Source organism: Arthrobacter sp. zg-Y179, from assembly GCF_020907345.1.
In the GTDB taxonomy this organism is placed as follows: Bacteria; Actinomycetota; Actinomycetes; order Actinomycetales; family Micrococcaceae; genus Arthrobacter_B; species Arthrobacter_B jinronghuae.
This window is the reverse complement of sequence record NZ_JAJJOB010000009.1, coordinates 1-20,540: the sequence shown is the minus strand read 5'-3', so window position 1 is coordinate 20,540 and position 20,540 is coordinate 1. Positions and strand designations below refer to the sequence as shown.

The following is a 20,540-nucleotide window of genomic DNA, read 5'->3' as shown; positions in this document are numbered from 1 at the left end:
GAAAGAGCTAGGAGACGTTTACTTTGCTTAGTGGCAAACGGGCCTTAAAGGGCCCGGCTAAACTGGCCGTACCGCTGACCACCTTCCTCGCAACCCTGGCTTTGCTGCTGGGGATACCTGCGGCCGGAGCCTTTGCAGCGGACGGCGTCGAGGGTGAGACCTTCGTCATCGGCACCGATACCACCTTCGCACCGTTCGAATTCCGTGAAAACGGCGAACTGGTCGGTATCGACATGGACCTTCTCAACGCAATCGCCGAGGAGGAGGGCTTCAATGTCGAAATCCAGTCCCTCGGCTTTGACGCGGCACTGCAGTCGCTGCAGTCCAACCAGGTGGACGGCGTTATCGCCGGAATGTCCATCACCGACGAGCGCCGGCAGGTCTTCGACTTCTCGGATCCGTACTTCGAGTCCGGCATCCAGATGGCCGTCGCCGAGAACAACGACGACGTCGCCGGGTACGAGGATCTGCGCGGCAAGCGCGTAGCGGTCAAGACAGGGACCGAAGGTCAGACGTTCGCCGAGTCCATCAAGGACGAGTACGGCTTTGAGGTGGTTGCGTTCGCGCAGTCCGCCCAGATGTACGACGACGTCAAGGCCGGCGGCTCCGTGGCCGTGTTTGATGATTACCCCGTGCTTGCCTACGGTGTGGCCTCCGGCAACGGCCTGAAGACCGTCACCGAGAAGGAAGCCGGCAGCTCGTACGGTTTCGCCGTGAACAAGGGTGCCAACCCCGAACTCCTCACCGCCTTCAACGCCGGTCTCGCCGACCTGAAGGAAAGCGGCGAATACGACGAAATCCTGGATACCTATCTGGAAGCCGGCGCCAAGGACTCAAGCTTCTGGTCCCTCATCACGGACAATGGCCCGGCCTTCGCCAAGGGCATGGGCCTGACCCTGCTGGCAACCGCACTGTCGTTGCTCTTCGCGCTCGTCCTGGGCGTGTTCTTCGGCTTCCTGAAGGTCGGCTCGTCAAAGATCCTGCGCGGCATCGCCACCGTGTACGTGAGCATTTTCCGCGGCACCCCGGTGCTGGTGCAGGCCTTCTTCTTCTACTTCGGCCTGCCGCAGATCATCGGCCAGCCGGTGGACGTGCTGACGGCCGGCGTGCTGACCCTGAGCCTGAACGCCGGCGCCTACATGACCGAGATTGTCCGCGGCGGCATCCAGTCCGTGGATCCCGGCCAGATGGAAGCGGCACGCAGCCTCGGACTGGGCTACGGGAAGACCATGCAGAAGGTCATCATTCCCCAGGCCATCAAGATCATGACGCCTTCCTTCATCAACCAGTTCGTCATTACCTTGAAGGACACCTCCCTGCTGGCCGTCATCGGCTTTGCGGAGCTGACGTACCAGGGCCAGCAGATCTACGCGGTGAACTTCCGTACCGCGGAGGTCCTGATCATCGTGGCTGCCCTGTACTTCATCGTCATTACGCTGCTGACCAAGCTGGCGGACGTCCTGGATAAGAGGTTTAACAAGTGAGCAAGATCCAAACCATCGGACTACGGAAGTCCTACGGATCCAACGAGGTCCTCAAGGGCCTGGACGTCAGCGTGGCCGAGGGTGAAGTGGTCTGCGTGATCGGCCCCTCCGGCTCCGGGAAGTCCACGTTCCTGCGTTGCCTGAACAAGCTCGAAGACATCACCGGCGGCACGGTGAAGGTCGACGGTTTTGACCTCACCGATCCGAAGGTGAACCTGAACGAGGTGCGCCAGCACATCGGCATGGTCTTCCAGCACTTCAACCTGTTCCCGCACATGAGCGTGCTGGACAACATCATGCTCGCTCCGGTGCAGCTGAAGAAGGCCCCGAAGGCCGAGGTCCGCAAGACCGCGCTGGCATTGCTGGACCGGGTTGGCCTGGCAGACAAGGCCGATGCCCGTCCCGCGCAGCTTTCCGGCGGCCAGAAGCAGCGTGTGGCTATTGCCCGGGCGCTGGCCATGCAGCCTGACATCATGCTCTTCGACGAGGCCACCTCGGCCCTCGACCCGGAAATGGTGGGCGAAGTGCTGCAGGTCATCCGTGACCTGGCCCGGGAAGGCATGACCATGGTCGTTGTTACCCACGAAATGGGCTTCGCCCGCGAAGTGGCCGACCGCGTGATCTTCATGGCCGACGGCAACATCGTCGAAGAGAACACCCCGGCCCTGCTCTTCGGCAGCCCGCAGGCTCCGCGGCTCCAGGACTTCCTGGCCAAGGTGCTCTAGCGCTCCGGACGCTTTTTACGGTGGCCGCCGACGGTATTGGTTATGCTCTTCTGAATGAGCGAACTAACCGGTACGGCGGCCACTGTCGTACTGCTGCGGGATTCCGACGCCGGCCCCGAAGTGCTGCTGCTCGAGCGGCCGACTGCGGGCTCCTTCGGCGGTGCCTGGGTCTTCCCCGGCGGCCGGGTGGACCCGGAAGACCGTGTGGAGGGAGAGCCGGAAGCAGCGGCGGCTGTACGCGCCGGAGTACGCGAAACCGCTGAAGAAACCGGGCTGGTCCTTCCTGCCGCGGACCTGGTCCCGCTTTCCTGCTGGATCCCTCCGGAGAACATCCCGAGGCGCTACCAGACCTGGTTCTTTGCCGCGAAGGCTCCTTCCGGAGATATCCGGCTCAATCCGGGGGAGCTGCTCAACCACCTGTGGCTCCTGCCGGCGGAGGCGCTGGACCGGCACCGCAACGGGCTGATGCAGCTGGTTGCACCCACCTGGGTCACCCTGCACTCCCTGACCTCCGATACCTCCGCGGCTGCGGCCCTGGTCCGGATTGCGGGTGCTGAACCGGAAACCTTCCGGACCCGTCCCCTCGCCGGATACGAGCCCGCGACGGTCCTGGCCTGGGCCGGTGACGAGGAGTACGACGGCGCCGGGGGCGCTTCCGGCGCGGCCGGCGGCGGATCTCCTACGCCGGCGTCGGATGCTTCCCTGCCGGCGCGGCACCGGCTCGTGATGGACAAGACGGCCTGGCGCTATGAGCGCACCCCTTAGCCAGGCGCTCCGGGATGGGCCCGCGGCTGAGTGCTCAAGGCTGCAGCAGCTCCAGAATCTTCTTCTTTGCAGCCATGCCTTCAGGCACGGGAAGCAGGGGATAAACATGGACCCCGCCGTCGGCGATATGCAGCGAAACAGGGATGCCGGCCGACTTCAGGAGTCTTTCCAGCTTGAGCACATCGGGATAGGGCAGGTCATGGGTTCCGACAAACAGGTCCGTCGGCGGCAGTCCCGACAGTGTGCCGTTGACGGGACTGACCCGCGGATCCGTCAAGGCGTCACCCGAAGCCCAGGCACGCGCCGCAACCCGCAGTCCGGCACGGCTTAGCCACGGATCCACCGCTTCAACCGCGGCAAGCTCCGGATTTTCCATCGCCACGTCCACCCAGGGGGAGAGCAGAATCAAACGCCGCGGCTGGGGCAGCGACCATTCCGACAGTTGCTGGGCAAAGGCCAGGGCCAGCCCGCCACCGGCTGAATCGCCCATAAAAGCCACATCTTGGGAATCGTAGTCTTCGAGCAGCCGCCGGTACACGGACGCCAGCAGTGCTGGTGCATCACGATGGCTGTAATCCGGGGCCAGACCGTACAGCGGAACCTCCACCCGGTGGCCCGCTGCCGCCAGACGGGCGATGAACCGCCAGTGCCAGGTGCTGATCGGGCTGATGTACGACCCCCCATGCAGGTACAGCACCGCGGAGGGTTTTGGGCTCCCAGCCGAGGCAGCCACCGGCCGCGGCATCACCGAATAGCAGGAGAACCCCTCCACGCTCCGCTGTTCCACACGGAACTTTCGCAGCAGGCTTCGGGGCGGCGGGGCAGACTGCCTGCCCCGCGCCAATCTTGCCTCCGCGCGTTCCGCCGTGGCGGTCAGGGGCTTCCGAGTCAGTCTCAGGTACGGCGTCAACAGCCTCATCCGAAAACTGGGTGTCATTTCCTCCCGGCCTGCATGGTCTTCGGGCGACACCGTGCTCACGACTTCGCGCCCTCCCGGATAAACCGCAGGACCGGCTCAGCGAGTCCGGCACCAATCACGTCAGGCATGCGCTTCTGTCCGCGCACCTCAAAGGAGTGGTTCCCGCCTTCGATCCGTTCAACCCTGGCGTTCGGACCAATCCGCTCGGCCACCGGTTCCAGCTCGCCGGGCAGGGCGAAAGTGTCCCGGGTGCCCTGCAGGAACAGCATCGGCAGGGCCAGGCCGTATAAGTGCTCGTCGCGCAGCTTCTCCGGCTTGCCGGGCGGATGCAACGGGTAGCCCAGGTACACCAGGCCGGCCGCAGGCATGCCTTCAGCGACCGCCATGGACGCCATCCGGCCGCCGAAGGACTTCCCGCACGCCCAGACCGGCCCGGCGTCGTCGCGCTCCGCCACAGTGGCCATAACGGCCTTCCACGTTTCCACGGCCACGGGAGCCCTGTCCGGAAACTTCTTCCCGGCTTCGCGGTACGGAAAGTTGAAGCGCAGGGTGGCCGCGCCGCCGTCGTTCAGGGCCCCGGTGAACCCGGTGAGGAAGGGATGCTCCATTCCGGTTCCGGCTCCATGGGCGACGACGACGGTCACGTCCGCGCCCTCGGGACGGGACAATACGGCGGATACGTTCCCCTCGCCGACGGGAATGGACAGGTCAAGATGATCAACTTGCATGTGTTCAAACGTACTGCCATCCCGCGCTTTGCACCTTGAGCCCAGAAGGTAATACCAGTAGACTGGATAGCGGACAGGATCCGAAGGCCCCATAAGCGCAGCCAGTAAGTGCAGCACGCGCAGCCTCTCCTGAATTCCGCGGTCCGCCTTGGGCGACGAACCGCAAAACCACCACTCCGGCGCAGAAGCCACCGCTTTTCGGCACATCGATTCAGTGTGTCCGGAGTGCTATCCCATGCCTCTCGAAGGGAGCATCAGCTATATGTTGAAGCACGTCAATGTCACACGCAGCAGGACCACCACTTCTCGATTCACCGCACAGATCACGGCCATTGCGGCCGGATGCGCGCTGGTTGCCGGGGGAGTGTCGGCAGCAGAGGTCGCAATGCTGAACGCAGAACCGGCCGCGAGCCAGGTCACCGCTGAGGCCACCGCCTAGCGCAGAAGAAGTCTCCGCCGTCGTTCCCACCCGGGAATGGCGGCGTTTTTGCATTGAAGGACCGGGGACAGCGGACTCCTAGAATAGGAAAACCACCATTTCTACATCCGGGGAGCACCGTGCCCAGAGGCAAACACCATCCGCCGCGTCCGAAACCGGCAAACAGCGAGGGCATGCTCATCGCCAATGACCTGAAGAAGGAACGGGGCTGGACCGACGGGCAGATCAAAACCTTCCTGCCCGAACCGGACAAGACAGCCCGGAACCCGTTTTCCCGCAAGGCAGCCCCCATGAAGCTCTACGCCCTGGAACGCGTGGAAGCCATCGAGGCCACACCGGAGTATGCCAAGGCCCGTGAAGCCTCCCGTAACCGGCAGCTGGCGGCGCGGGAACGTGCCCTGGTGAAGAAGAAGGCGGCAGTCGCCGTCGCCGAGGCGCTGGAGCTGCGCATTGTTCCCGAGCCGTGGGAAACCATGCAGCGCAAGGCGATCGAGCATTTCAACGGCCGGCTCCGCGGCAAGCAGTCCCCGGCCAGCCTCTCCACGGCACCGTCGCGGCTGAACCGGCTTACCGTGAACTACCTGCGCCACCAGCAGACCTCCTACGAGGAGGAACTCAAGGAATTCAAGGGCGTGGTGGGCGTCGGCGAGGCTTACCTGGTGGTCCGCAACCGCATCCTGGACCTGATTGCCGCCACCTACCCGCAGCTGAAGGCCGAGTGCGACCGGCAAAAATTCGATGCACCGGACCTTCCCGACGGCGTGACGCTGTAGCCGCCGGGAAGACCGGGATCCGGCGCTAGTCGAAGGTCACGACCACCTTGTCGGCAGCACCCGGGGTCTGTGCCAGGGTGAGGGCGTCCAACGCCTTATCGAAGGGCAGCGTGTCGCTGATGATCAGCGCGTACTTCTGCCAGTTTTCGATGATGTCCTCGGTCACTTCGAAGATCTCCGTCGGATAGCCCATGGCAAAGACGATGGTGAGTTCGGTGGTGAGGATCGTGCCGAAGTCGAGCTCGACGGGCTTCTTGTGGACCGCCACGACGCCGAGCACTGCTCCCTGCTTCGCGAGGCCGGCGACGGTAGCGGGGATGACGGGTGCGCCAGCCGCGTCCAGGAAGATGTCGGTACCTGACCGGATCCCGCGGACCATCATGGTTGCCCCATCACCGTGCAGCTCCACGAGCCGGGCGGCAAGGTCCTCCTCTGCGGAGTTGATGACGGCGTCCGCGCCGATCTGGAGGGCCTTCTGAAGCCGGGACGCGATAACGTCGACGACGACGATGTGGGACACCCCGCGGCGTCGGTAGCCGAGGAGGGCACCGAGGCCGATCGGACCGGCACCGAAGATCACCACTTTGTCGCCGGGCATGGGATTGGTGCGGTTCACGGCGTGGAGGGCCACCGCCATCGGTTCGTTCAGGGCGGCCACTTCCCACGGAATGTCCTTGGGAATGACCTTGAGCTGGCGGCCGGGAGCTGCATCGTGAACCACCACGTACTCCGAGAGCCCGCCCTGCGCGCCGCCGCTGCCGAGCAGCCCGTCAGTGAAAGCCATCGTGTCAATCACCACGTGGTCGCCTACCGCGATGCCGTCCACCTCGGAGCCGACTTCCGCCACCTCGGCCGCCGGTTCATGCCCGAGCGGGGTTGCGCCCTGTCGGGGCGGAATGCCGCCGATGTGGCTGTAAAACGCGTCTGACCCGCAGATCCCGCAGGCCTTCATCTTCAGCAGGACGTCGCTGGGCCCGACGGTGGGCTGCTCAACCTCAACCCATTCGTTGGTGTCCGGGCCGGTGACGTAGACAGCTTTCATAGCAGTGTTCTCCTTCGTGACGACGGGGACCTCCCCGCTCCCGATGCTACGCGAGCCGGACCATGGTGAAGGGGTTCCTGAAACGGCCCTGCACAGCAAAAAGCGGGGTCCCGTCACGTCGGGACCCCGCTTCCATAGGCAGGCAGTTACTGCGGTCCGGCTGCGGGCAAGCCGCGGCCCAACTGCAGAACCGGATTAAACGCCGTAGTACAGCTCGAACTCGAACGGGTTCGGGCGCAGTGCCAGCGGGAGGATTTCGAATTCGCGCTTGTACGAGATCCAGCTGTCGATCATGTCCTGGGTGAACACGCCGCCGGCCTGGAGGAACTCATTGTCGTTCTCCAGGGCAACCAGTGCCTCTTCGAGCGAGGCCGGGGCCTTCTGGATGTGCTTGGCCTCTTCGGGCGGCAGCTCGTAGAGGTCCTTGTCGATCGGGTCCGCCGGCTCGATGCGGTTCTTGATGCCGTCCAGGCCCGCCATCAGCTGCGCGGAGAACGCCAGGTACGGGTTGGAGGAGGGGTCCGGAGCGCGGAACTCGAGGCGCTTGGCCTTCGGGTTCGAACCGGTGATCGGGATGCGGATAGCTGCGGAACGGTTGCCCTGCGAGTAGACCATGTTCACGGGAGCTTCGAAGCCCTTAACCAGGCGGCGGTAGGAGTTGACCGTCGGGTTGGTGAAGGCAAGCACGGCGGAGGCGTGCTTGAGCAGGCCGCCGATGTACCAGCGGGCCAGGTCGGAGAGGCCGGCGTAGCCCTTCTCGTCGTAGAACAGCGGCACGCCGCCGTTCCACAGCGACTGGTGGCAGTGCATGCCTGAACCGTTGTCACCGAAGATCGGCTTCGGCATGAATGTGGCGGACTTGCCCCAGGCATCGGCGACGTTCTTGACGATGTACTTGAACTTCTGCAGATCGTCGGCCGCATGCGTCAGCGTGGTGAACTTGTAGTTGATTTCAGCCTGACCGGCACCGCCGACCTCGTGGTGGGCGCGTTCGACTTCGAGGCCTACGTTGTCCAGCTCCACGCTGATGGCATCGCGCAGGTCGGCCTGCTTGTCCACAGGAGCCACGGGGAAGTAGCCGCCCTTGTACGGGGTCTTGTTGCCCAGGTTGCCGCCCTCTTCCTCGCGGCCGCTGTTCCAAGGCGCCTCCTCGGAGTCCACCTTGTAGAAGCTGCCCTTGGGGGAGGACTCGTACTGGACGTTGTCGAAGATGTAGAACTCGGCCTCGGAACCGAAGAAGGCCGTGTCGGCGATGCCCGTGGATGCCAGGTACGCCTCGGCACGCTCGGCAACGCCGCGCGGGTCGCGGTGGTACGGCTCGCCGGTACGCGGGTTCACAATCGAGAAGTTCAGCGCCAGGGTCTTCTCGATGCGGAAGGGATCGATAAACGCCGTCGTGACATCCGGGATGAGCTGCATGTCGGACTCTGCAATGCCCTGGAAGCCGCGGATGGATGAGCCGTCGAACAGCTGACCGTTGACGAAGAAATCGGCATCTACGGTTTTGGCCGGCACGTTGAAGTGCTGCTGCACTCCGGGTACGTCGGTGAATCGGATGTCGACGAACTTCACTTGCTCGTCAGCGATGAACCTGAGGACTTCGTCCGCGTTCTTGAACATCGTTTATGTGCTCCTATACAACTGTTTGGGTGGAAGATCTCGGGCTGCAAGACCTGGCTGGCGCCGGGCCCTTTGAACGTCCGGTGCCTCACCTTGACCCTAAAGGGGCCGGGTTTCCCGGCGGTGACACATGTGTTTCCGGTACGTTACGCAGTCGATGGTCTCCCTTCCACCCTATCCGCAACCATGGGGGACAGTGATAATGGATGGTTCATTTCCCTCGTTGCCACCCGGGTAGTCTTTAACCGTGGTCGATAGAAGCGATATAGGTTCCTGGCTGGAAGGCCCTCCCTCCGATGAGAGTACGTGGCCGGGCAAACGCCTCGGCCGCCCGCGTACCGGCCCGGGGTCCATTGCGCGCGTCGGCCCACGGCTGGGTGCCTTGGTCATCGACTGGGCCATCGCCTCACTCATTGCCTACTGGCTCTTCGGCGGAGATGACTTCGCCATCCTGGCGATCTTCGCCGTCGAGCAGATCCTGCTCCTCAGCCTCCTCGGCTACAGCATCGGTCACCGCATCTTCAGCCTGCAGGTACAGAAAATGGACGGCCGCGCGGCGGGCATTCCGGCTGCGATTGTCCGCACGCTGCTGCTGTGCCTGGTGATTCCGGCGGTGGTGTTCGACGCCGACCAGCGCGGACTGCATGACCGCGCCATGGGTACAGTGCTGGTGAAGGTTAAGCACTAGGCTTTCCACCGGCCCTCAGAATCTGGCAGATTCCAAGCTATGAAACTACTGATTCTGGGCGGAACCGCCTGGCTGGGACATCAGACCGCCGCCGCTGCACTGGCTAAAGGCCATGACGTCACCTGCGCTGCCCGGGGCAGCTCCGGCGAGCCGCCGGCCGGAACCACCTTTCTGCAGGTGGACCGCGACGCCGACGACGGCCTCGCAGCAGCCGCGCAGGAGCACTGGGACGCCGTCATCGACGTCTCCCGCCAGCCCGGCCAGGTGCGCCGCTCGGTCCGCGACCTGAGAACCGCCGCGGACTTCTATGTGTTTGTCTCCACCGGCAACGTCTATGCCAGCCAACGGGAATTCGGCCAGGACGAGGATGCCCCGCTGCTGGCACCCCTGGCGGCAGACGTCATGGACAGCATGGAAAGCTACGGTCCCGCCAAGGTCGCCTGCGAGCAGGCCGTCGCTGCAGGCTTCGGCGACGGCTCCCATGCCATAGTCCGTGCCGGGCTCATAGGCGGCCCGGGGGATACCTCGGGCCGCAGCGGATACTGGCCGCTGCGCTTCGCTCAGGGCGGCCCTGTCCTCGTGCCGGACGTGCCGCACCAGCCGACGCAGCTCATTGACGTCCGGGACCTGGCGCAGTGGCTCGTGCTGGTGGCTGAGCAGCGGACCGCCGGAGTGTTCAACGCAGTGGGGAAGACGCTGCCGTTCTCAGAGCACCTGGCCGAGGCAGCGGCGGCAGCAGGGGCCATGGAGCCAGGGGCACGGAACTCACGGGTGGCAGATACCGCCCTTCCACTGATCAGCGCACCGGCCCCGCCGCAGTGGCTCAGTGAACAGGGCGTGAACGAGTGGTCCGGTCCCCGGTCGCTGCCGCTGTGGTTGGAAGATCCGGACTGGCACGGCATGAACGCCCGGTCCAATGCACGCGCGCATTCCGCCGGACTTCGGCTTCGGCCGCTGCGGCAGACGCTCAAGGACACCCTCGCCTGGGAAGAAGCCGCCGGCGTCGGACGTCCGCGGGGAGCGGGACTCACCCTGGCGGAAGAACACGACCTGCTGGCCCGGCTGGCGGACACGGATTCCCTGCTGCCGGACGGGACCTAGGACAAAACAAAAGGGCCCCCGGTAAAGGGGGCCCTTTTGGTGGAGAATCGGCTAGCGTCCGCGGGTTGCCTTGCGGTCCGGACGGGCGCGGTAGGGGTCGATGCCCTTGGGGATCGGCAGCCGGGTGCCGAGCGCCGAGAGCCGCTTGTTGACGGTGGCGACTTCCTGCTTGGTCAGTGCCTTGGGGAGCTTCTTGGCGGTGGTCGCTACCTTGGACAGCGGAACCTGGCCTTCGCCGCGCCCGGTGTGGATGACCGTGATGGGAACCTTGGGGACGATCCGGTTCATCCGGCGCCGTTCGCCGTCGGCAAGTGCCTTGGCTCGGGCGGGCGAACCTTCGGTGACCAGGACGATGCCGGGACGGCCGATGGCCCGGAACACGGCTTCCTGGGTGCGGGGGTTCACTGCGACGGGCTGTTCTTCAAGGATCCAGCCGCGGCGCAGCACGCTCAGGGCAGCACCGGAGGCTCCCGGCTGGCCCTCAATCTGCGTGAATGCCGCCCGTTCGGCACGGCGGGACAGGATGAACACTGCCGCGAGCAGGCCGAGCGGGATGGCGATGATGAGCATCGTGATCCAGTTGTCGATCAGGAAGCCGATCAGCAGGCCCACGGCGATGATGCCGAAGAACGCGCCGAGCATCAGCCATACAACGTTGGGGTCATTGCGCCGGGTCATCTTGAAGACCTGGGCAATCTGCTTCATGCGCCCTTCCTTCTTGGGCTTCTTTTCCCCCTTCGGCTTGCGGGAAAAGACGCCTTTGCGGGCGCTCTGGGATGCGTCTGAATCGGTGCTTTTGGCCATAATGAGTTCATTCTACGTGATGTAAGGCGTGCGGTTAGGAACGTCGTGCGGTTAGGCGGAATAAGGGTACGCAGGGGTTGGCGCAGTGCCCGGGGGGCCGGGCCGCGTCACCTGCGGGCGAGGATGGAGGAGGCCTCCTGGAGTGTGCTCCCGGAATCCTCGATGTGGGCCAGCTGCGGAGGCAGTTCGCGCCCCTTGCGGCGCATGGCCGTAGCCCAGAGCCTTCCGGCACGGTAGGAGGAGCGAACCAGGGGACCGCTCATCACGCCAAGGAAACCCAGTTCTTCTGCCTCGGTGCTGATATCGACGAATTCCTGCGGCTTGACCCAGCGGTCCACCGGCAGATGGCGTTCACTGGGGCGCAGGTACTGGGTGATGGTGATCAGGTCGCACCCGGAGTCCCGCAGGTCCTTCAGCGCTCCGGAAATTTCCCCGCGCGTCTCACCCATGCCCAGGATCAGGTTGGACTTGGTGACCATGCCCATGTTCTGACCCTGCGTGATGACGTCCAGGGACCGTTCATAGCGGAAGGCAGGCCGGATCCGCTTGAACAGGCGGGGAACCGTTTCCACGTTGTGGGCGAAGACCTCAGGCAGGGCTTCGCAGATGTCGATGATGTGCTCCACTTTCCCGGAGAAGTCCGGAATCAGGATCTCGACGCCGGTACCGGGGTTCAGCTCGTGGATTTTCCGGATCGTTTCGGCATAGAGCCAGACACCCTCGTCTTCGAGGTCATCGCGGGCCACACCGGTGACAGTGGCGTAGCGCAGGTTCATCTGCTGGACCGAGCGTGCCACTTTGGTGGGTTCCATCAGGTCCAGCGGCGAGGGCTTGCCGGTGTCGATCTGGCAGAAGTCGCAGCGCCTGGTGCATTCGGACCCGCCGATGAGGAACGTTGCCTCACGGTCCTCCCAGCATTCGAAAATATTGGGGCAGCCTGCTTCCTCGCAGACGGTGTGCAGGCCTTCCTTCTTGACCTGCTTCTTCAGCTCCACGTATTCAGGGCCCATGTTTACCTTGGCCTTGATCCATTCGGGCTTCCGTTCCACGGGGACAGCGGCGTTGCGCTGTTCGATGCGCAGCAGGCGCCGTCCTTCAGGGGCGAGGGTCACAGCAGGGCTCCTTTCGGCCGGCTGCCGGCAGGCACGGCGCCGATGCCGGGGGAGTTCTTCGAGGGGATGGTGCCGGTCAGGTCCGCCTCACGGGCGGCAAGTTCGTCTTCCACACGGGCGACGACGTCGGCCGGGGACACTGCCTGTCCCGTCTCGGCGCTGATCGACGTGGTTCCCGCGTCGCTGATGCCGCAGGCAATGATCTGGCTGTACGGTGCCAGATCATTGCTGCAGTTCAGTGAAAATCCATGCATGGTGACGCCCTGGTGGACGCGGATACCGACGGCTGCAATCTTCCGGTCCGGAACCCCGAAGGGTTGCCCGTCCCCGCGGACCCACACCCCCGACCGGCCTTCGACGCGGACGCCGGGGATTGCGTAGTCCTGCAGCACGCTGATGACAGCCGCTTCCAGGGCGTCAACATAGGCCAGCACACGCGCGGGATCGGAGAGCTTCAGGATCGGATATCCCACCAGCTGTCCCGGACCGTGCCAGGTCAGCTTCCCGCCGCGGTCCACGTTGACTACTTCAGTTCCGTCGAAAGGCCGCTCGTGCGGCTCAGTACGCCGCCCGGCGGTATAGACGGGGGTGTGTTCAAGCAGCAGCACCGTGTTCGGTGCCTTGCCCTCAAGTACCTGCCGGTGCAGCTGCTGCTGGAGGTCCCAGCCTGCTGAATATTCCACGTAGTGCGGAGACAGGCCTACGCGGGTGAACTCCAAAGCCATGGCCCCTAGCCTAGACCTCCGTAGACGTAATGTGGACCACACTTCAGGCGGGATCGGCCGGCATGGTTTCCCGGCGTCCCGCACCCGTCCCGCTACCCTGTGGATAACTGCTCCGCGGCCGGGACGGAGGGTAAGACTTTGCTTTCATGGACACGACCCAGCCGGCGGAACCCCCTGCGGGACATTCCGCAGCCAGTGGCGGTATTCCGGCACCTCCCGCACCTGCGGCACCCGAACTGCCGGGTTTCCGGGTAGAGCGGTTGCTGGGAGTGGGCGGCAGTGCTGCCGTGTGGCTGGTGCGGGACGACGACGGCGCTCCGTTCGCGCTCAAAGTCCCGGCAACCGGGGCAGACGGGGCGCTGAACGCCTTCGAAGCCCGACGGGAGGTCAATGTCCTTGCCCGCCTGGAGCACCCGCATCTGCTGCGGATGCACGCGGTGGTCGAGACGAATCACGGCGCGGGCCTCCTCAGCGGATATGCGGCCGGCGGCAGTGCTGCGGGTCTGGTGGCTGCCCGGGGGGCGGTCCAGCCCGGAGAAGCGGTCAGCATCCTCGTGGGGATTGCCGAAGCCTTGGGGTACCTCCATTCCCGGGGTGCGGCCCACGGGGACGTATCACCGGGGAATATCCTGTTCACCGCAGAGGGCAGGCCGTTGCTGGCGGACTTTGGGTCTGGGCGGCTGCTGGGGGAGCCCGGGGCGAAGCGGCCGGGGACACCCGGGTTCGCTGCGCCTGAGGCTGCTGACGGGGAAGAATCCGGGCTCGGTGCAGCAATGGATATGTATGCGCTGGCTGCGGTGGGCTGGTTTCTGCTGACGGGACGGACGCCGCCGCCCAGCCGCGACCGTCCCCCGCTGTCGATTCTGGTTCCGGACGTGGGCCGGGAGCTGCCGGCCCTGCTGGAGGCGGGATTGGCGGAGGATCCCGCCGAACGGCCCACGGCGGGGGAATTTGCGGCGGCGGCATACCGGGGCGCTCCCGCACTGCCCGTGGACCTGGTGGCCGCTGTCCATCCGGATGTTCATCCCGAACTATTGACGCGCAGGACCGGCTCCGCCGGGGCCGCGACCCAGAAACGGACACGCCGTCGGTGGAAGCGGGGCCCGTCCGGAGGAGCTGGCGGACCGGAACCGGAACGGGGACGGAGCAGGGCGCCTGGACGAAGGCAGGACCGCGGACAAAGGCAGGGCCGCGGACGCACGCAGGCGAACGGAAGACGCGGGGGACCGGGTGCAGCGGGAAGCAGTCGGTGGGGAAGGGATAGGCGGGAGACTCAGCACGCAGGACGCCGCCGCGTATCACGCAGTTCCTCCACTGGAAGCAGGGTTTTTCCCGTGGCAGCCACAGTGGTGGTTGTTGCGGTCCTGCTGCTTGCCGGGATAGCGCTCGCCGCCCCTGATCTCCTGCGGGCCCGTGGTGCAGGTGCCGGTGACCGCGATGGCTCGCCCGGCGGTTCCCAAGGAATCCAGAGCACCTCCGCACCGGCGGCGGCACCCTCGCCCGGCGCTTCAACGGCCGAAGCTCCAGCACCGTCCGCAACGCGGGAACCCGCAGAAACCGTGGAATCACTCCGGGCAGAGACGGCAGCCGAGGACCCGGCCGAGGCCCTGCCCGCGCTCGCCGAACTGCGGAGCAGGGCCTTTAGCAGCGCAGACCCCGCGCTGCTTCACTATGTGAATGCTCCGGGGTCGGAAGCGCTGCAGGCGGACCAGGACCAGGTCGCCCGGCTGGCTGCGGAAGGGCAGGCCCTGTCCGGCCTGGCCATGGAGGTGTCCGTGGTGTCCGGCAGCTGGACTGCTCCGCCGCAGGGAACGGCAACGGCCGAACTGCGGGTTCGGATGCAGGTTTCCGGCTACACGCAGGTTGACAGCGCCGGGGCGGTGCTGGGTTACGGGCAGGCACAGCAGCAGGAGGTGCTGCTGGTGCTGGTGCGACACGAGGGACAATGGCGGATCAGCCGGATCCTGGCTCCATAGTGAGGCTGCTGGCTACACGGACAAGTCCGTGGCGAAAGATAGGATCATCCCATGAGCCCAACTGCATACCTCCGTTACCCCGATCTGCACGGGGACCTCCTCACTTTTGTCGCCGAAGACGATGTCTGGATGGCTCCGGTCAGCGGCGGCCGCGCGTGGCGGGTTTCCGCGATGCAGCTGCCCGCCCGCAGCCCGAAGTTCTCCCCGGACGGGAGCCGGCTGGCCTGGCAGGTGGTCCAGGGCGGTGCCCCGGAAATCGTCACGGCCGACGTCGACGGCGGGAACTTCCGGCAGCTGACCTTCTGGGGCAGCCAAAGCACGCGGCTCAAGGGCTTCAACTCGGCCGGACACGTCATTGCCACCTGCTCTGTGGAGCAGGAGGATAACCGGCTGCGCTGGGCGTTCGCGGTTCCTCTCGACGGCACGGCGCCGGTGAAGCTTCCGTACGGCCCGGTGGAGACCATCGCTGAAGGACCCGCAGTGGGCGATGAACGCCCGATGGTGATCGGGAGCCTGCTCACCCGTGAGCAGGCATGGTGGAAGCGCTACCGCGGCGGGACCGCGGGAAAGCTCTGGATCGACGCCGACGGCAATGGAGAATTCCTTCGCCTTGTGCCGGAACTGGACGGCAACCTGTCGGACCCGATGTGGATCGACGGCCGGGTGGTCTTCCTTTCGGACCATGAAGGCTACGGCAACCTCTATTCCGTGACGCCCCAGGGGAACGATCTTCGACGGCACACCGACTTCGAAGGCTTCTATGTTCGGCACCCGTCCTCCGACGGCAGCCGGATCGTGTTTGAATCGGCGGGACGTATCTGGCTCCTGTCTTCGCTGGACGCCGAAGCGCAGCCGCTGGACATCGTCCTGGGCTCGGCCGGCACTGCCCGCCGGCCGCGTCCCCTTAACGTCGCAAAGCATTTGTCAGCGGTTGTTCCTGATACCCAGGGAACTGCCAGCGTGGTGGAGAGCCACGGAACCCTGCACTGGCTGACCCACCGGGACGGGCCGTCACGCGTGATCGAAGCAGACTCGGCCGTCCGCGCCCGTCTGGGCAGGCCGTTGGACGGGTCCCGTGCCGTGTACGTGGCGGACCGCAACGGAGAAGAAGCGATCTATATCAAGGACGTTTTTGCCGACCTTGCCAGGGATGCGGCAGGTCCGGCTGTCAAGGAAGGAGCGGGAGTTCCTGCTGCCGGTGCCGGCGAGGGCAACGGTTTGGTTCTGCCCAGCCCGGTGTCCGCTTCCGGTGCTGCCGTTCCGGCCGCCCAGGCGATCGGTGACGGAGCCGGAGACGCCGGAACGGGCAACGCCGCGGTACACGGCGCAGGCGCGCAGGAGGGTGCCGCAGCCGACACCACCGCCGGCGTCGTCCGCGTAGGGTTCGGCAGTGCCACCCGCGTCAGCCAGCTCGTTCCCAGCCCGAACGGACAGCACGTGGGCGTCTCCACCGAATACGGTGAAGTGTTTGTGCTGGACGTCGCCACGGCCGAACTGTTCCCCGTTGCGTCCTCCGGCTTCGGTGCCGTCGACCAGCTGGCTTTCTCTCCTGACTCGCAGTGGCTCGCCTGGGCCGAACCGTCCAGCGGCGAGGGCCGGTCCCGGATCCGCCTGCGGTCCGTGCTGGATACCGCAGCCCCCGTGATCGATATAACCGACGGCCGGTTTACCGACCACGATCCCTCGTTCACCACTGACGGCCGTTACCTGGCGTTCCTTTCGGAGCGGAGCTTCGACCCGGTGTACGACACCCACCGGTTCGACCTCAGCTTCCCGTCCTCCACGAAACCGTTCCTCGTTGCACTGGCAGCCGGGACGCCTTCGCCGTTCGGCCCGTCGGTGTCCGGGACATCCCTAGCTGCCTCCAAGGCCACGGCGGAGGCCGGAACCGAGTCAGACGCGGCACAGGACACGGTGGCGCCGGTGCAGGTGGACGCCGAGCGGATCGGTGACCGCCTGATCCCCGTGCCGGTACCCCAGGGGCGCTACGAAAAGCTCCGTCCGGCAGAGGGCGGACTTCTCTGGCAGGCCTCCGACATCTACGGGGTGACCGGCGACGGCCGTGCTTCGGCCGCGGACCGTGATCCGGCCTCCCGGCTGGAGCGCTTTGACCTGGCGAAGAAGGACGTCTCCGTCCTGGTTCCGGCGCTGGACGATTTCGAAGTCAGCGGCGACGGCACCCAGGTAGTGCTGCGCCACGAGGGCAGCGTCCGGATGGTCCCTGCTGCTGCCCGGGTGGAGGAGGACTCCGCCGACAACGTCCGCGTTGACCTGGAGCGCATCCGGGTCCGGATCGATCCCGTGAAGATGTGGGGTCAGGCCTTCGATGAAGCGTGGCGCCTGCAGCGGGACTTCTTCTGGGCTCCGGACATGGGCGGGCTGGACTGGGAAGGCGTCCACGCCCGGTACCGCCCGCTGGTGCAGAACCTCGGCAGCCATGACGACCTTGTGGACCTGCTGTGGGAAATGCACGGTGAACTGGGCACCTCCCACGCCTACGTCACTCCCGTTCCGGTCACCGAACAGGGATCCGGCGGCCAGGGTTTCCTTGGTGCCGATCTGCGTCCCGGCACCGGCGGGTGGGAAGTGGCCCGGATCCTCGGGGCTGAGTCCTCCGATCCGGAGGCCACGTCTCCCTTGACCGCTCCAGGTGCCGGCGTTCACCCCGGTGATGTTATTGCGGCAGTGGACGGGCAGCCGGTTCCCGCAAACGAGGGACCGGCAGTCCTGCTCGCCGGTGCCGCCGGCCGCACCGTCGAACTGACTGTTGTATCCGCCGGCAAGGACGGCGCACCGGAGCAGCGGCGGATCGCCGTCGTTCCGCTGCGGAGCGAGGAACGCCTGCGTTACCAGAACTGGGTCAGCGCCAACCGCCGCATCGTTCGGGAAGCCTCCAACGGCGAGTTCGGCTACCTGCATATCCCCGACATGATGGCCAACGGGTGGTCGCAGCTGCACCGGGACCTGGACCAGGAGGCGTCCCTGCGCGGCCTGGTGGTCGACGTCCGGCGGAACCGCGGCGGGCACACGTCCCAGCTGGTTGCCGAGCTGATTGGGCGGAAGGTCACGGCCTGGAGCAACCCCCGAGCGGGCACGCCCACACCGTACCCGTCACATGCTCCGCGGGGACCGGTAGTGATCCTCACTGACGAATTTGCCGGTTCCGACGGCGACATCGTCACCCAGGTCTCCAAGCTGCGGGGCATCGGCCCGGTAGTCGGCACGCGCACCTGGGGCGGAGTCGTCGGAATCGACGGACGCTTCAGCCTGGTGGACGGAACCGCGGTGAACCAGCCGCGGCACGCCTACTGGTTCACGGGCGGTGCGGGCTGGGGCGTGGAAAACCGTGGAGTGGAGCCGGACATCGAGGTTGCCTTCCCGCCGCACGCCTATGTGTCCGGGGACGACCCGCAGCTGGAACACGGTGTGGGCATCCTGCGGGAAATGCTCTCCGAGCTGCCGACGGACGAGCCCCCGGCGCTTGCCGGGTACCGCAGCCTCCAGCCGGCTCCGCTGCCGCCGCGGCCGCAGGGCCTGGCGGGGGAGGGCCGGCAGGAGGACGGTGACCTGCCCATTCCGGCCCCGGTATCGGCCGGCACGGGCAGCACCGATGGAACCAGGGACAGCCGGCATTGATGTCCGCGCCAAAGGCCCGGCTCCGGCGGGGCCGGGTCCTTGGCGTACAGCCGGTACATTCGAACGTGGTGCTGTTCCCAGCCGCTCAGCGGACCGGCGGCCTGCCGGCATTGAAGACGGGTGGCCCCGGGAGTACCTTCGGAAACAAGGGCGCCAGGTCGAATTCCCCCCAGAGCCACCCGGTCGTCGTCTGCGTTTCCTCCGGCCGGCCGCCGCATGTGGTCCTTGCCGGCTTTGCCGCCGCCGAGTCCCATGACGGGTTAATGCACACCTCCCCGATGGACCCCGACTTCGCGGACGGGCGCGTGGTCTTCTTCGACGCCCGCCCGGCCATTGATGCTGCCGGGATTCCCGTCCGTGACACCGGGGCTCGCCCGGGCCGGCCCCGGGCCGGGCGATGAGCGCCGGTCTCCGCCCACCGCACCTGCGCTGGGCACCCATCAGTCTCGTGTTCCTCGGCGGCGCAGCCGGTGCCGCCAGCAGCGAAGGTCTTACACTGCTCATCCCGAACCTCGGCGAGGTGCCGGTGGCGATTCCGATCATCAACGTGGTCGGCGCCTTTCTCCTCGGCTACCTCTATGAGGCCGTCACCCGCCTGGGCAGCGCCCCGACCGGCAAGAATCTCAAACTGCTGCTCGGGACCGGCTTCTGCGGCGGCTTCACGACCTACAGCTCGCTGGCCACCGACACCGCCGTGCTCTTTCGTGACGGGCTGCCCTGGGCCGCGCTGATCTACGCCTTTGGCACGGTGCTTATCGGTGCCTGTGCCACCTGGGCCGGCATCGCCGTGGCGAGCGCCATCAATGGTCCCGGCCGGCGGAACGACGGCGGGAAGGAGGCTGCTGCATGACTCCCGGGATTTTCCTGCTGCTGGCGCTGGCCGGCGGATTCGGTGCCGCGGTGCGGTTCATCGTGGACGGGCTGATCCGAGCCCACCTTAAGACGACGTTCCAGTGGGCAACGACGATCATCAACGTGTCCGGCTCCCTCGTGCTCGGCCTGCTCACCGGCGTCGTGTTCGTGCACCTGGTGCCGACCGACCTCAGCTATATCATCGGTACCGGCTTCCTCGGCGGCTACACCACCTTCAGTACGGCGAGCTACGAGACGGTTCAGCTGATCAAACAGGGCCGCCACGGCGCGTCGTTTATCAGCGGTGTGGTTATGCTCGTGCTCTCGGTGGCGGCGGCCGCCGTCGGCCTCTGGGTGGGCGCAGCGCTCTAAATGTCCCGCTCACGTGCGTCTGGCTGCCGGAATGTAGTGGGCGATCACCAGGAACACCCAAGTGGTGAGGATATACGGCCAGGTGTAGGTGGGAGCTGAAAAATCGTGCATGATCACCGTCATCACCGCCGTCACCACGGTTCCAACCACAGCCAGAACCCACGAGAGCGGGACCGGACCGGTGCAGGGTATCGGCGAGCTGGGCCGCCGGAACAAGGGGTGTGAAGACGTAGAGCATGGCGAGCACATCGTGGTTGGCAAGCACGCCCAGCCCGCCGACGCCGGAGACCGCTCCGTCGGCTCCCGCTCCCGGGCTGAGCCGAACCCGGTCCAGGGCAACCAGCCCGCCGTCCGGCCGCCGCACCTCGAGGTCGGAGGCGTACACATCGTAGGCGTGCCGCTCCCCGCGGGCGAGCCTGCCCGCGTACATGGTGTCGCTGAGCATCAAGGTTGCCGACTCGTCGATCACCACCGATGTCTGCTGGTAATAGCGCGAAGCGGCGAAGGGCACCACTGGCTCGGGCAGGTACTCCACACGGGCGCCTTCTTCGACCGTGATGTTCATCAGTGCGGAGGCGTAGTCATGGTCCATGCGGTAGACCCTGGTCTGGGTCTGAGTGGTCACATGCGCCGAAGTGCCGGGGCCGAAGCTCAAATCTGCAACGGGGACTGCTGGCCCGGGAAAATGGGTACTGGCCCGTCCAGCAGCACAGAGGGGCGCCGGGTGCGTCACGCCCCCCGGGCCCCCCGTGCTGCGGGGGGCGGGCGGGGAGGGATCC

Annotated in this window: 20 protein-coding genes; 12 read left to right on the top strand and 8 right to left on the bottom strand. The window is 66.0% G+C overall.

Features of this window, described 5'->3' with window-relative positions:
- Positions 1–23 precede the first annotated feature (23 nt).
- The 3 genes from LOC56_RS10835 to LOC56_RS10825 are packed head-to-tail and all read left to right on the top strand — an operon-like array spanning position 24 to position 2,974.
- Positions 24–1,484: an amino acid ABC transporter substrate-binding protein/permease gene (locus tag LOC56_RS10835; RefSeq protein ID WP_227922557.1), complete on the top strand. Its 1,461-nt coding sequence runs from the start codon at positions 24–26 to the stop codon at positions 1,482–1,484.
- Positions 1,481–2,209: an amino acid ABC transporter ATP-binding protein gene (locus tag LOC56_RS10830; RefSeq protein ID WP_229952285.1), complete on the top strand. Its 729-nt coding sequence runs from the start codon at positions 1,481–1,483 to the stop codon at positions 2,207–2,209. Before LOC56_RS10835 ends, LOC56_RS10830 begins: the two co-directional genes overlap by 4 nt.
- Before the next feature lie 54 nt (positions 2,210–2,263).
- A complete protein-coding gene (locus LOC56_RS10825) occupies positions 2,264–2,974 on the top strand; it encodes an NUDIX hydrolase (RefSeq protein ID WP_229952284.1) in 711 nt (236 codons plus the stop codon).
- A 34-nt stretch (positions 2,975–3,008) separates the two neighbouring features.
- Here the strand turns inward: LOC56_RS10825 and LOC56_RS10820 are convergent, their stop codons facing one another.
- Together LOC56_RS10820 and LOC56_RS10815 are read right to left on the bottom strand one after the other, a co-directional pair.
- Positions 3,009–3,761, bottom strand: a complete 753-nt coding sequence (locus LOC56_RS10820; RefSeq protein WP_229952283.1) for an alpha/beta hydrolase fold domain-containing protein — start codon at positions 3,759–3,761, stop codon at positions 3,009–3,011.
- Between the two features lie 188 nt (positions 3,762–3,949).
- Positions 3,950–4,621, bottom strand: coding sequence for an alpha/beta hydrolase family protein (locus LOC56_RS10815; protein WP_229952282.1), 672 nt, complete (start codon positions 4,619–4,621; stop codon positions 3,950–3,952).
- 262 nt (positions 4,622–4,883) lie between these two features.
- Here LOC56_RS10815 and LOC56_RS10810 point away from each other — a divergent pair, with 262 nt between their 5' ends.
- Together LOC56_RS10810 and LOC56_RS10805 are read left to right on the top strand one after the other, a co-directional pair.
- On the top strand, positions 4,884–5,060 hold the full coding sequence (locus LOC56_RS10810; protein WP_229952281.1) for a hypothetical protein: 177 nt from the start codon (positions 4,884–4,886) through the stop codon (positions 5,058–5,060).
- A gap of 119 nt (positions 5,061–5,179) precedes the next feature.
- Positions 5,180–5,833: a hypothetical protein gene (locus LOC56_RS10805; protein ID WP_227922547.1), complete on the top strand. Its 654-nt coding sequence runs from the start codon at positions 5,180–5,182 to the stop codon at positions 5,831–5,833.
- A gap of 25 nt (positions 5,834–5,858) precedes the next feature.
- Here LOC56_RS10805 and LOC56_RS10800 read toward each other — a convergent pair whose 3' ends face one another.
- Together LOC56_RS10800 and glnA are read right to left on the bottom strand one after the other, a co-directional pair.
- Positions 5,859–6,875: a zinc-dependent alcohol dehydrogenase gene (locus LOC56_RS10800; RefSeq protein WP_229952280.1), complete on the bottom strand. Its 1,017-nt coding sequence runs from the start codon at positions 6,873–6,875 to the stop codon at positions 5,859–5,861.
- Positions 6,876–7,070: 195 nt separating this feature from the next.
- Entirely contained in the window at positions 7,071–8,495 is a 1,425-nt protein-coding gene (gene glnA, locus LOC56_RS10795) for a type I glutamate--ammonia ligase (protein ID WP_229952279.1), read from the bottom strand.
- Positions 8,496–8,742: 247 nt separating this feature from the next.
- On the opposite strand from glnA, the gene LOC56_RS10790 reads away from it, so the two are divergent.
- Together LOC56_RS10790 and LOC56_RS10785 are read left to right on the top strand one after the other, a co-directional pair.
- Positions 8,743–9,183 carry an RDD family protein gene (locus tag LOC56_RS10790; protein WP_229952278.1) on the top strand — a complete coding sequence of 147 codons (441 nt, stop codon included), beginning with the start codon at positions 8,743–8,745 and terminating at the stop codon, positions 9,181–9,183.
- Positions 9,184–9,222: 39 nt separating this feature from the next.
- Entirely contained in the window at positions 9,223–10,284 is a 1,062-nt protein-coding gene (locus tag LOC56_RS10785) for an NAD-dependent epimerase/dehydratase family protein (RefSeq protein ID WP_229952277.1), read from the top strand.
- A 51-nt stretch (positions 10,285–10,335) separates the two neighbouring features.
- Here LOC56_RS10785 and LOC56_RS10780 read toward each other — a convergent pair whose 3' ends face one another.
- From LOC56_RS10780 to lipB, 3 genes are all read right to left on the bottom strand, one after another.
- Positions 10,336–11,088: a DUF4191 domain-containing protein gene (locus LOC56_RS10780; RefSeq protein ID WP_229952276.1), complete on the bottom strand. Its 753-nt coding sequence runs from the start codon at positions 11,086–11,088 to the stop codon at positions 10,336–10,338.
- 107 nt (positions 11,089–11,195) lie between these two features.
- Positions 11,196–12,200: a lipoyl synthase gene (lipA, locus tag LOC56_RS10775; RefSeq protein WP_229952275.1), complete on the bottom strand. Its 1,005-nt coding sequence runs from the start codon at positions 12,198–12,200 to the stop codon at positions 11,196–11,198.
- Positions 12,197–12,925, bottom strand: a complete 729-nt coding sequence (gene lipB, locus LOC56_RS10770) for a lipoyl(octanoyl) transferase LipB (protein WP_229952274.1) — start codon at positions 12,923–12,925, stop codon at positions 12,197–12,199. Before lipB ends, lipA begins: the two co-directional genes overlap by 4 nt.
- Before the next feature lie 146 nt (positions 12,926–13,071).
- Here lipB and LOC56_RS10765 point away from each other — a divergent pair, with 146 nt between their 5' ends.
- From LOC56_RS10765 to crcB, 5 genes are read left to right on the top strand one after another with little or no spacing between them, the layout of a single operon-like run.
- Positions 13,072–14,901: a serine/threonine-protein kinase gene (locus LOC56_RS10765; protein WP_229952273.1), complete on the top strand. Its 1,830-nt coding sequence runs from the start codon at positions 13,072–13,074 to the stop codon at positions 14,899–14,901.
- Between the two features lie 51 nt (positions 14,902–14,952).
- Positions 14,953–18,537 (top strand): S41 family peptidase, encoded by a 3,585-nt coding sequence (locus tag LOC56_RS10760; protein ID WP_229952272.1) that lies wholly within the window; start codon positions 14,953–14,955, stop codon positions 18,535–18,537.
- Positions 18,537–18,938: a hypothetical protein gene (locus LOC56_RS10755; RefSeq protein WP_229952271.1), complete on the top strand. Its 402-nt coding sequence runs from the start codon at positions 18,537–18,539 to the stop codon at positions 18,936–18,938. Before LOC56_RS10760 ends, LOC56_RS10755 begins: the two co-directional genes overlap by 1 nt.
- Positions 18,935–19,387 (top strand): fluoride efflux transporter FluC, encoded by a 453-nt coding sequence (locus LOC56_RS10750; RefSeq protein ID WP_229952270.1) that lies wholly within the window; start codon positions 18,935–18,937, stop codon positions 19,385–19,387. The genes LOC56_RS10755 and LOC56_RS10750 overlap by 4 nt, the downstream gene beginning before the upstream one ends.
- On the top strand, positions 19,384–19,761 hold the full coding sequence (gene crcB, locus LOC56_RS10745) for a fluoride efflux transporter CrcB (protein ID WP_229952269.1): 378 nt from the start codon (positions 19,384–19,386) through the stop codon (positions 19,759–19,761). The genes LOC56_RS10750 and crcB overlap by 4 nt, the downstream gene beginning before the upstream one ends.
- Here crcB and LOC56_RS10740 read toward each other — a convergent pair.
- On the bottom strand, positions 19,700–20,494 hold the full coding sequence (locus LOC56_RS10740) for an urease accessory protein UreD (protein WP_331460932.1): 795 nt from the start codon (positions 20,492–20,494) through the stop codon (positions 19,700–19,702). The genes crcB and LOC56_RS10740 overlap by 62 nt on opposite strands.
- Positions 20,495–20,540: the final 46 nt, after the last annotated feature.

What these genes read in the sequence shown, in the direction of transcription:
- LOC56_RS10825 (WP_229952284.1), top strand. Translation starts at nt 2,264, where the DNA reads ATGAGCGAACTAACCGGTACGGCGGCCACTGTCGTACTGCTGCGGGAT.
- LOC56_RS10815 (WP_229952282.1), bottom strand. Translation starts at nt 4,621, where the DNA reads ATGCAAGTTGATCATCTTGACCTGTCCATTCCCGTCGGCGAGGGGAAC.
- LOC56_RS10810 (WP_229952281.1), top strand. Translation starts at nt 4,884, where the DNA reads ATGTTGAAGCACGTCAATGTCACACGCAGCAGGACCACCACTTCTCGA.
- LOC56_RS10800 (WP_229952280.1), bottom strand. Translation starts at nt 6,875, where the DNA reads ATGAAAGCTGTCTACGTCACCGGCCCGGACACCAACGAATGGGTTGAG.
- glnA (WP_229952279.1), bottom strand. Translation starts at nt 8,495, where the DNA reads ATGTTCAAGAACGCGGACGAAGTCCTCAGGTTCATCGCTGACGAGCAA.
- LOC56_RS10785 (WP_229952277.1), top strand. Translation starts at nt 9,223, where the DNA reads ATGAAACTACTGATTCTGGGCGGAACCGCCTGGCTGGGACATCAGACC.
- LOC56_RS10780 (WP_229952276.1), bottom strand. Translation starts at nt 11,088, where the DNA reads ATGGCCAAAAGCACCGATTCAGACGCATCCCAGAGCGCCCGCAAAGGC.
- lipB (WP_229952274.1), bottom strand. Translation starts at nt 12,925, where the DNA reads ATGGCTTTGGAGTTCACCCGCGTAGGCCTGTCTCCGCACTACGTGGAA.
- LOC56_RS10765 (WP_229952273.1), top strand. Translation starts at nt 13,072, where the DNA reads ATGGACACGACCCAGCCGGCGGAACCCCCTGCGGGACATTCCGCAGCC.
- LOC56_RS10760 (WP_229952272.1), top strand. Translation starts at nt 14,953, where the DNA reads ATGAGCCCAACTGCATACCTCCGTTACCCCGATCTGCACGGGGACCTC.
- LOC56_RS10755 (WP_229952271.1), top strand. Translation starts at nt 18,537, where the DNA reads ATGTCCGCGCCAAAGGCCCGGCTCCGGCGGGGCCGGGTCCTTGGCGTA.
- LOC56_RS10750 (WP_229952270.1), top strand. Translation starts at nt 18,935, where the DNA reads ATGAGCGCCGGTCTCCGCCCACCGCACCTGCGCTGGGCACCCATCAGT.
- crcB (WP_229952269.1), top strand. Translation starts at nt 19,384, where the DNA reads ATGACTCCCGGGATTTTCCTGCTGCTGGCGCTGGCCGGCGGATTCGGT.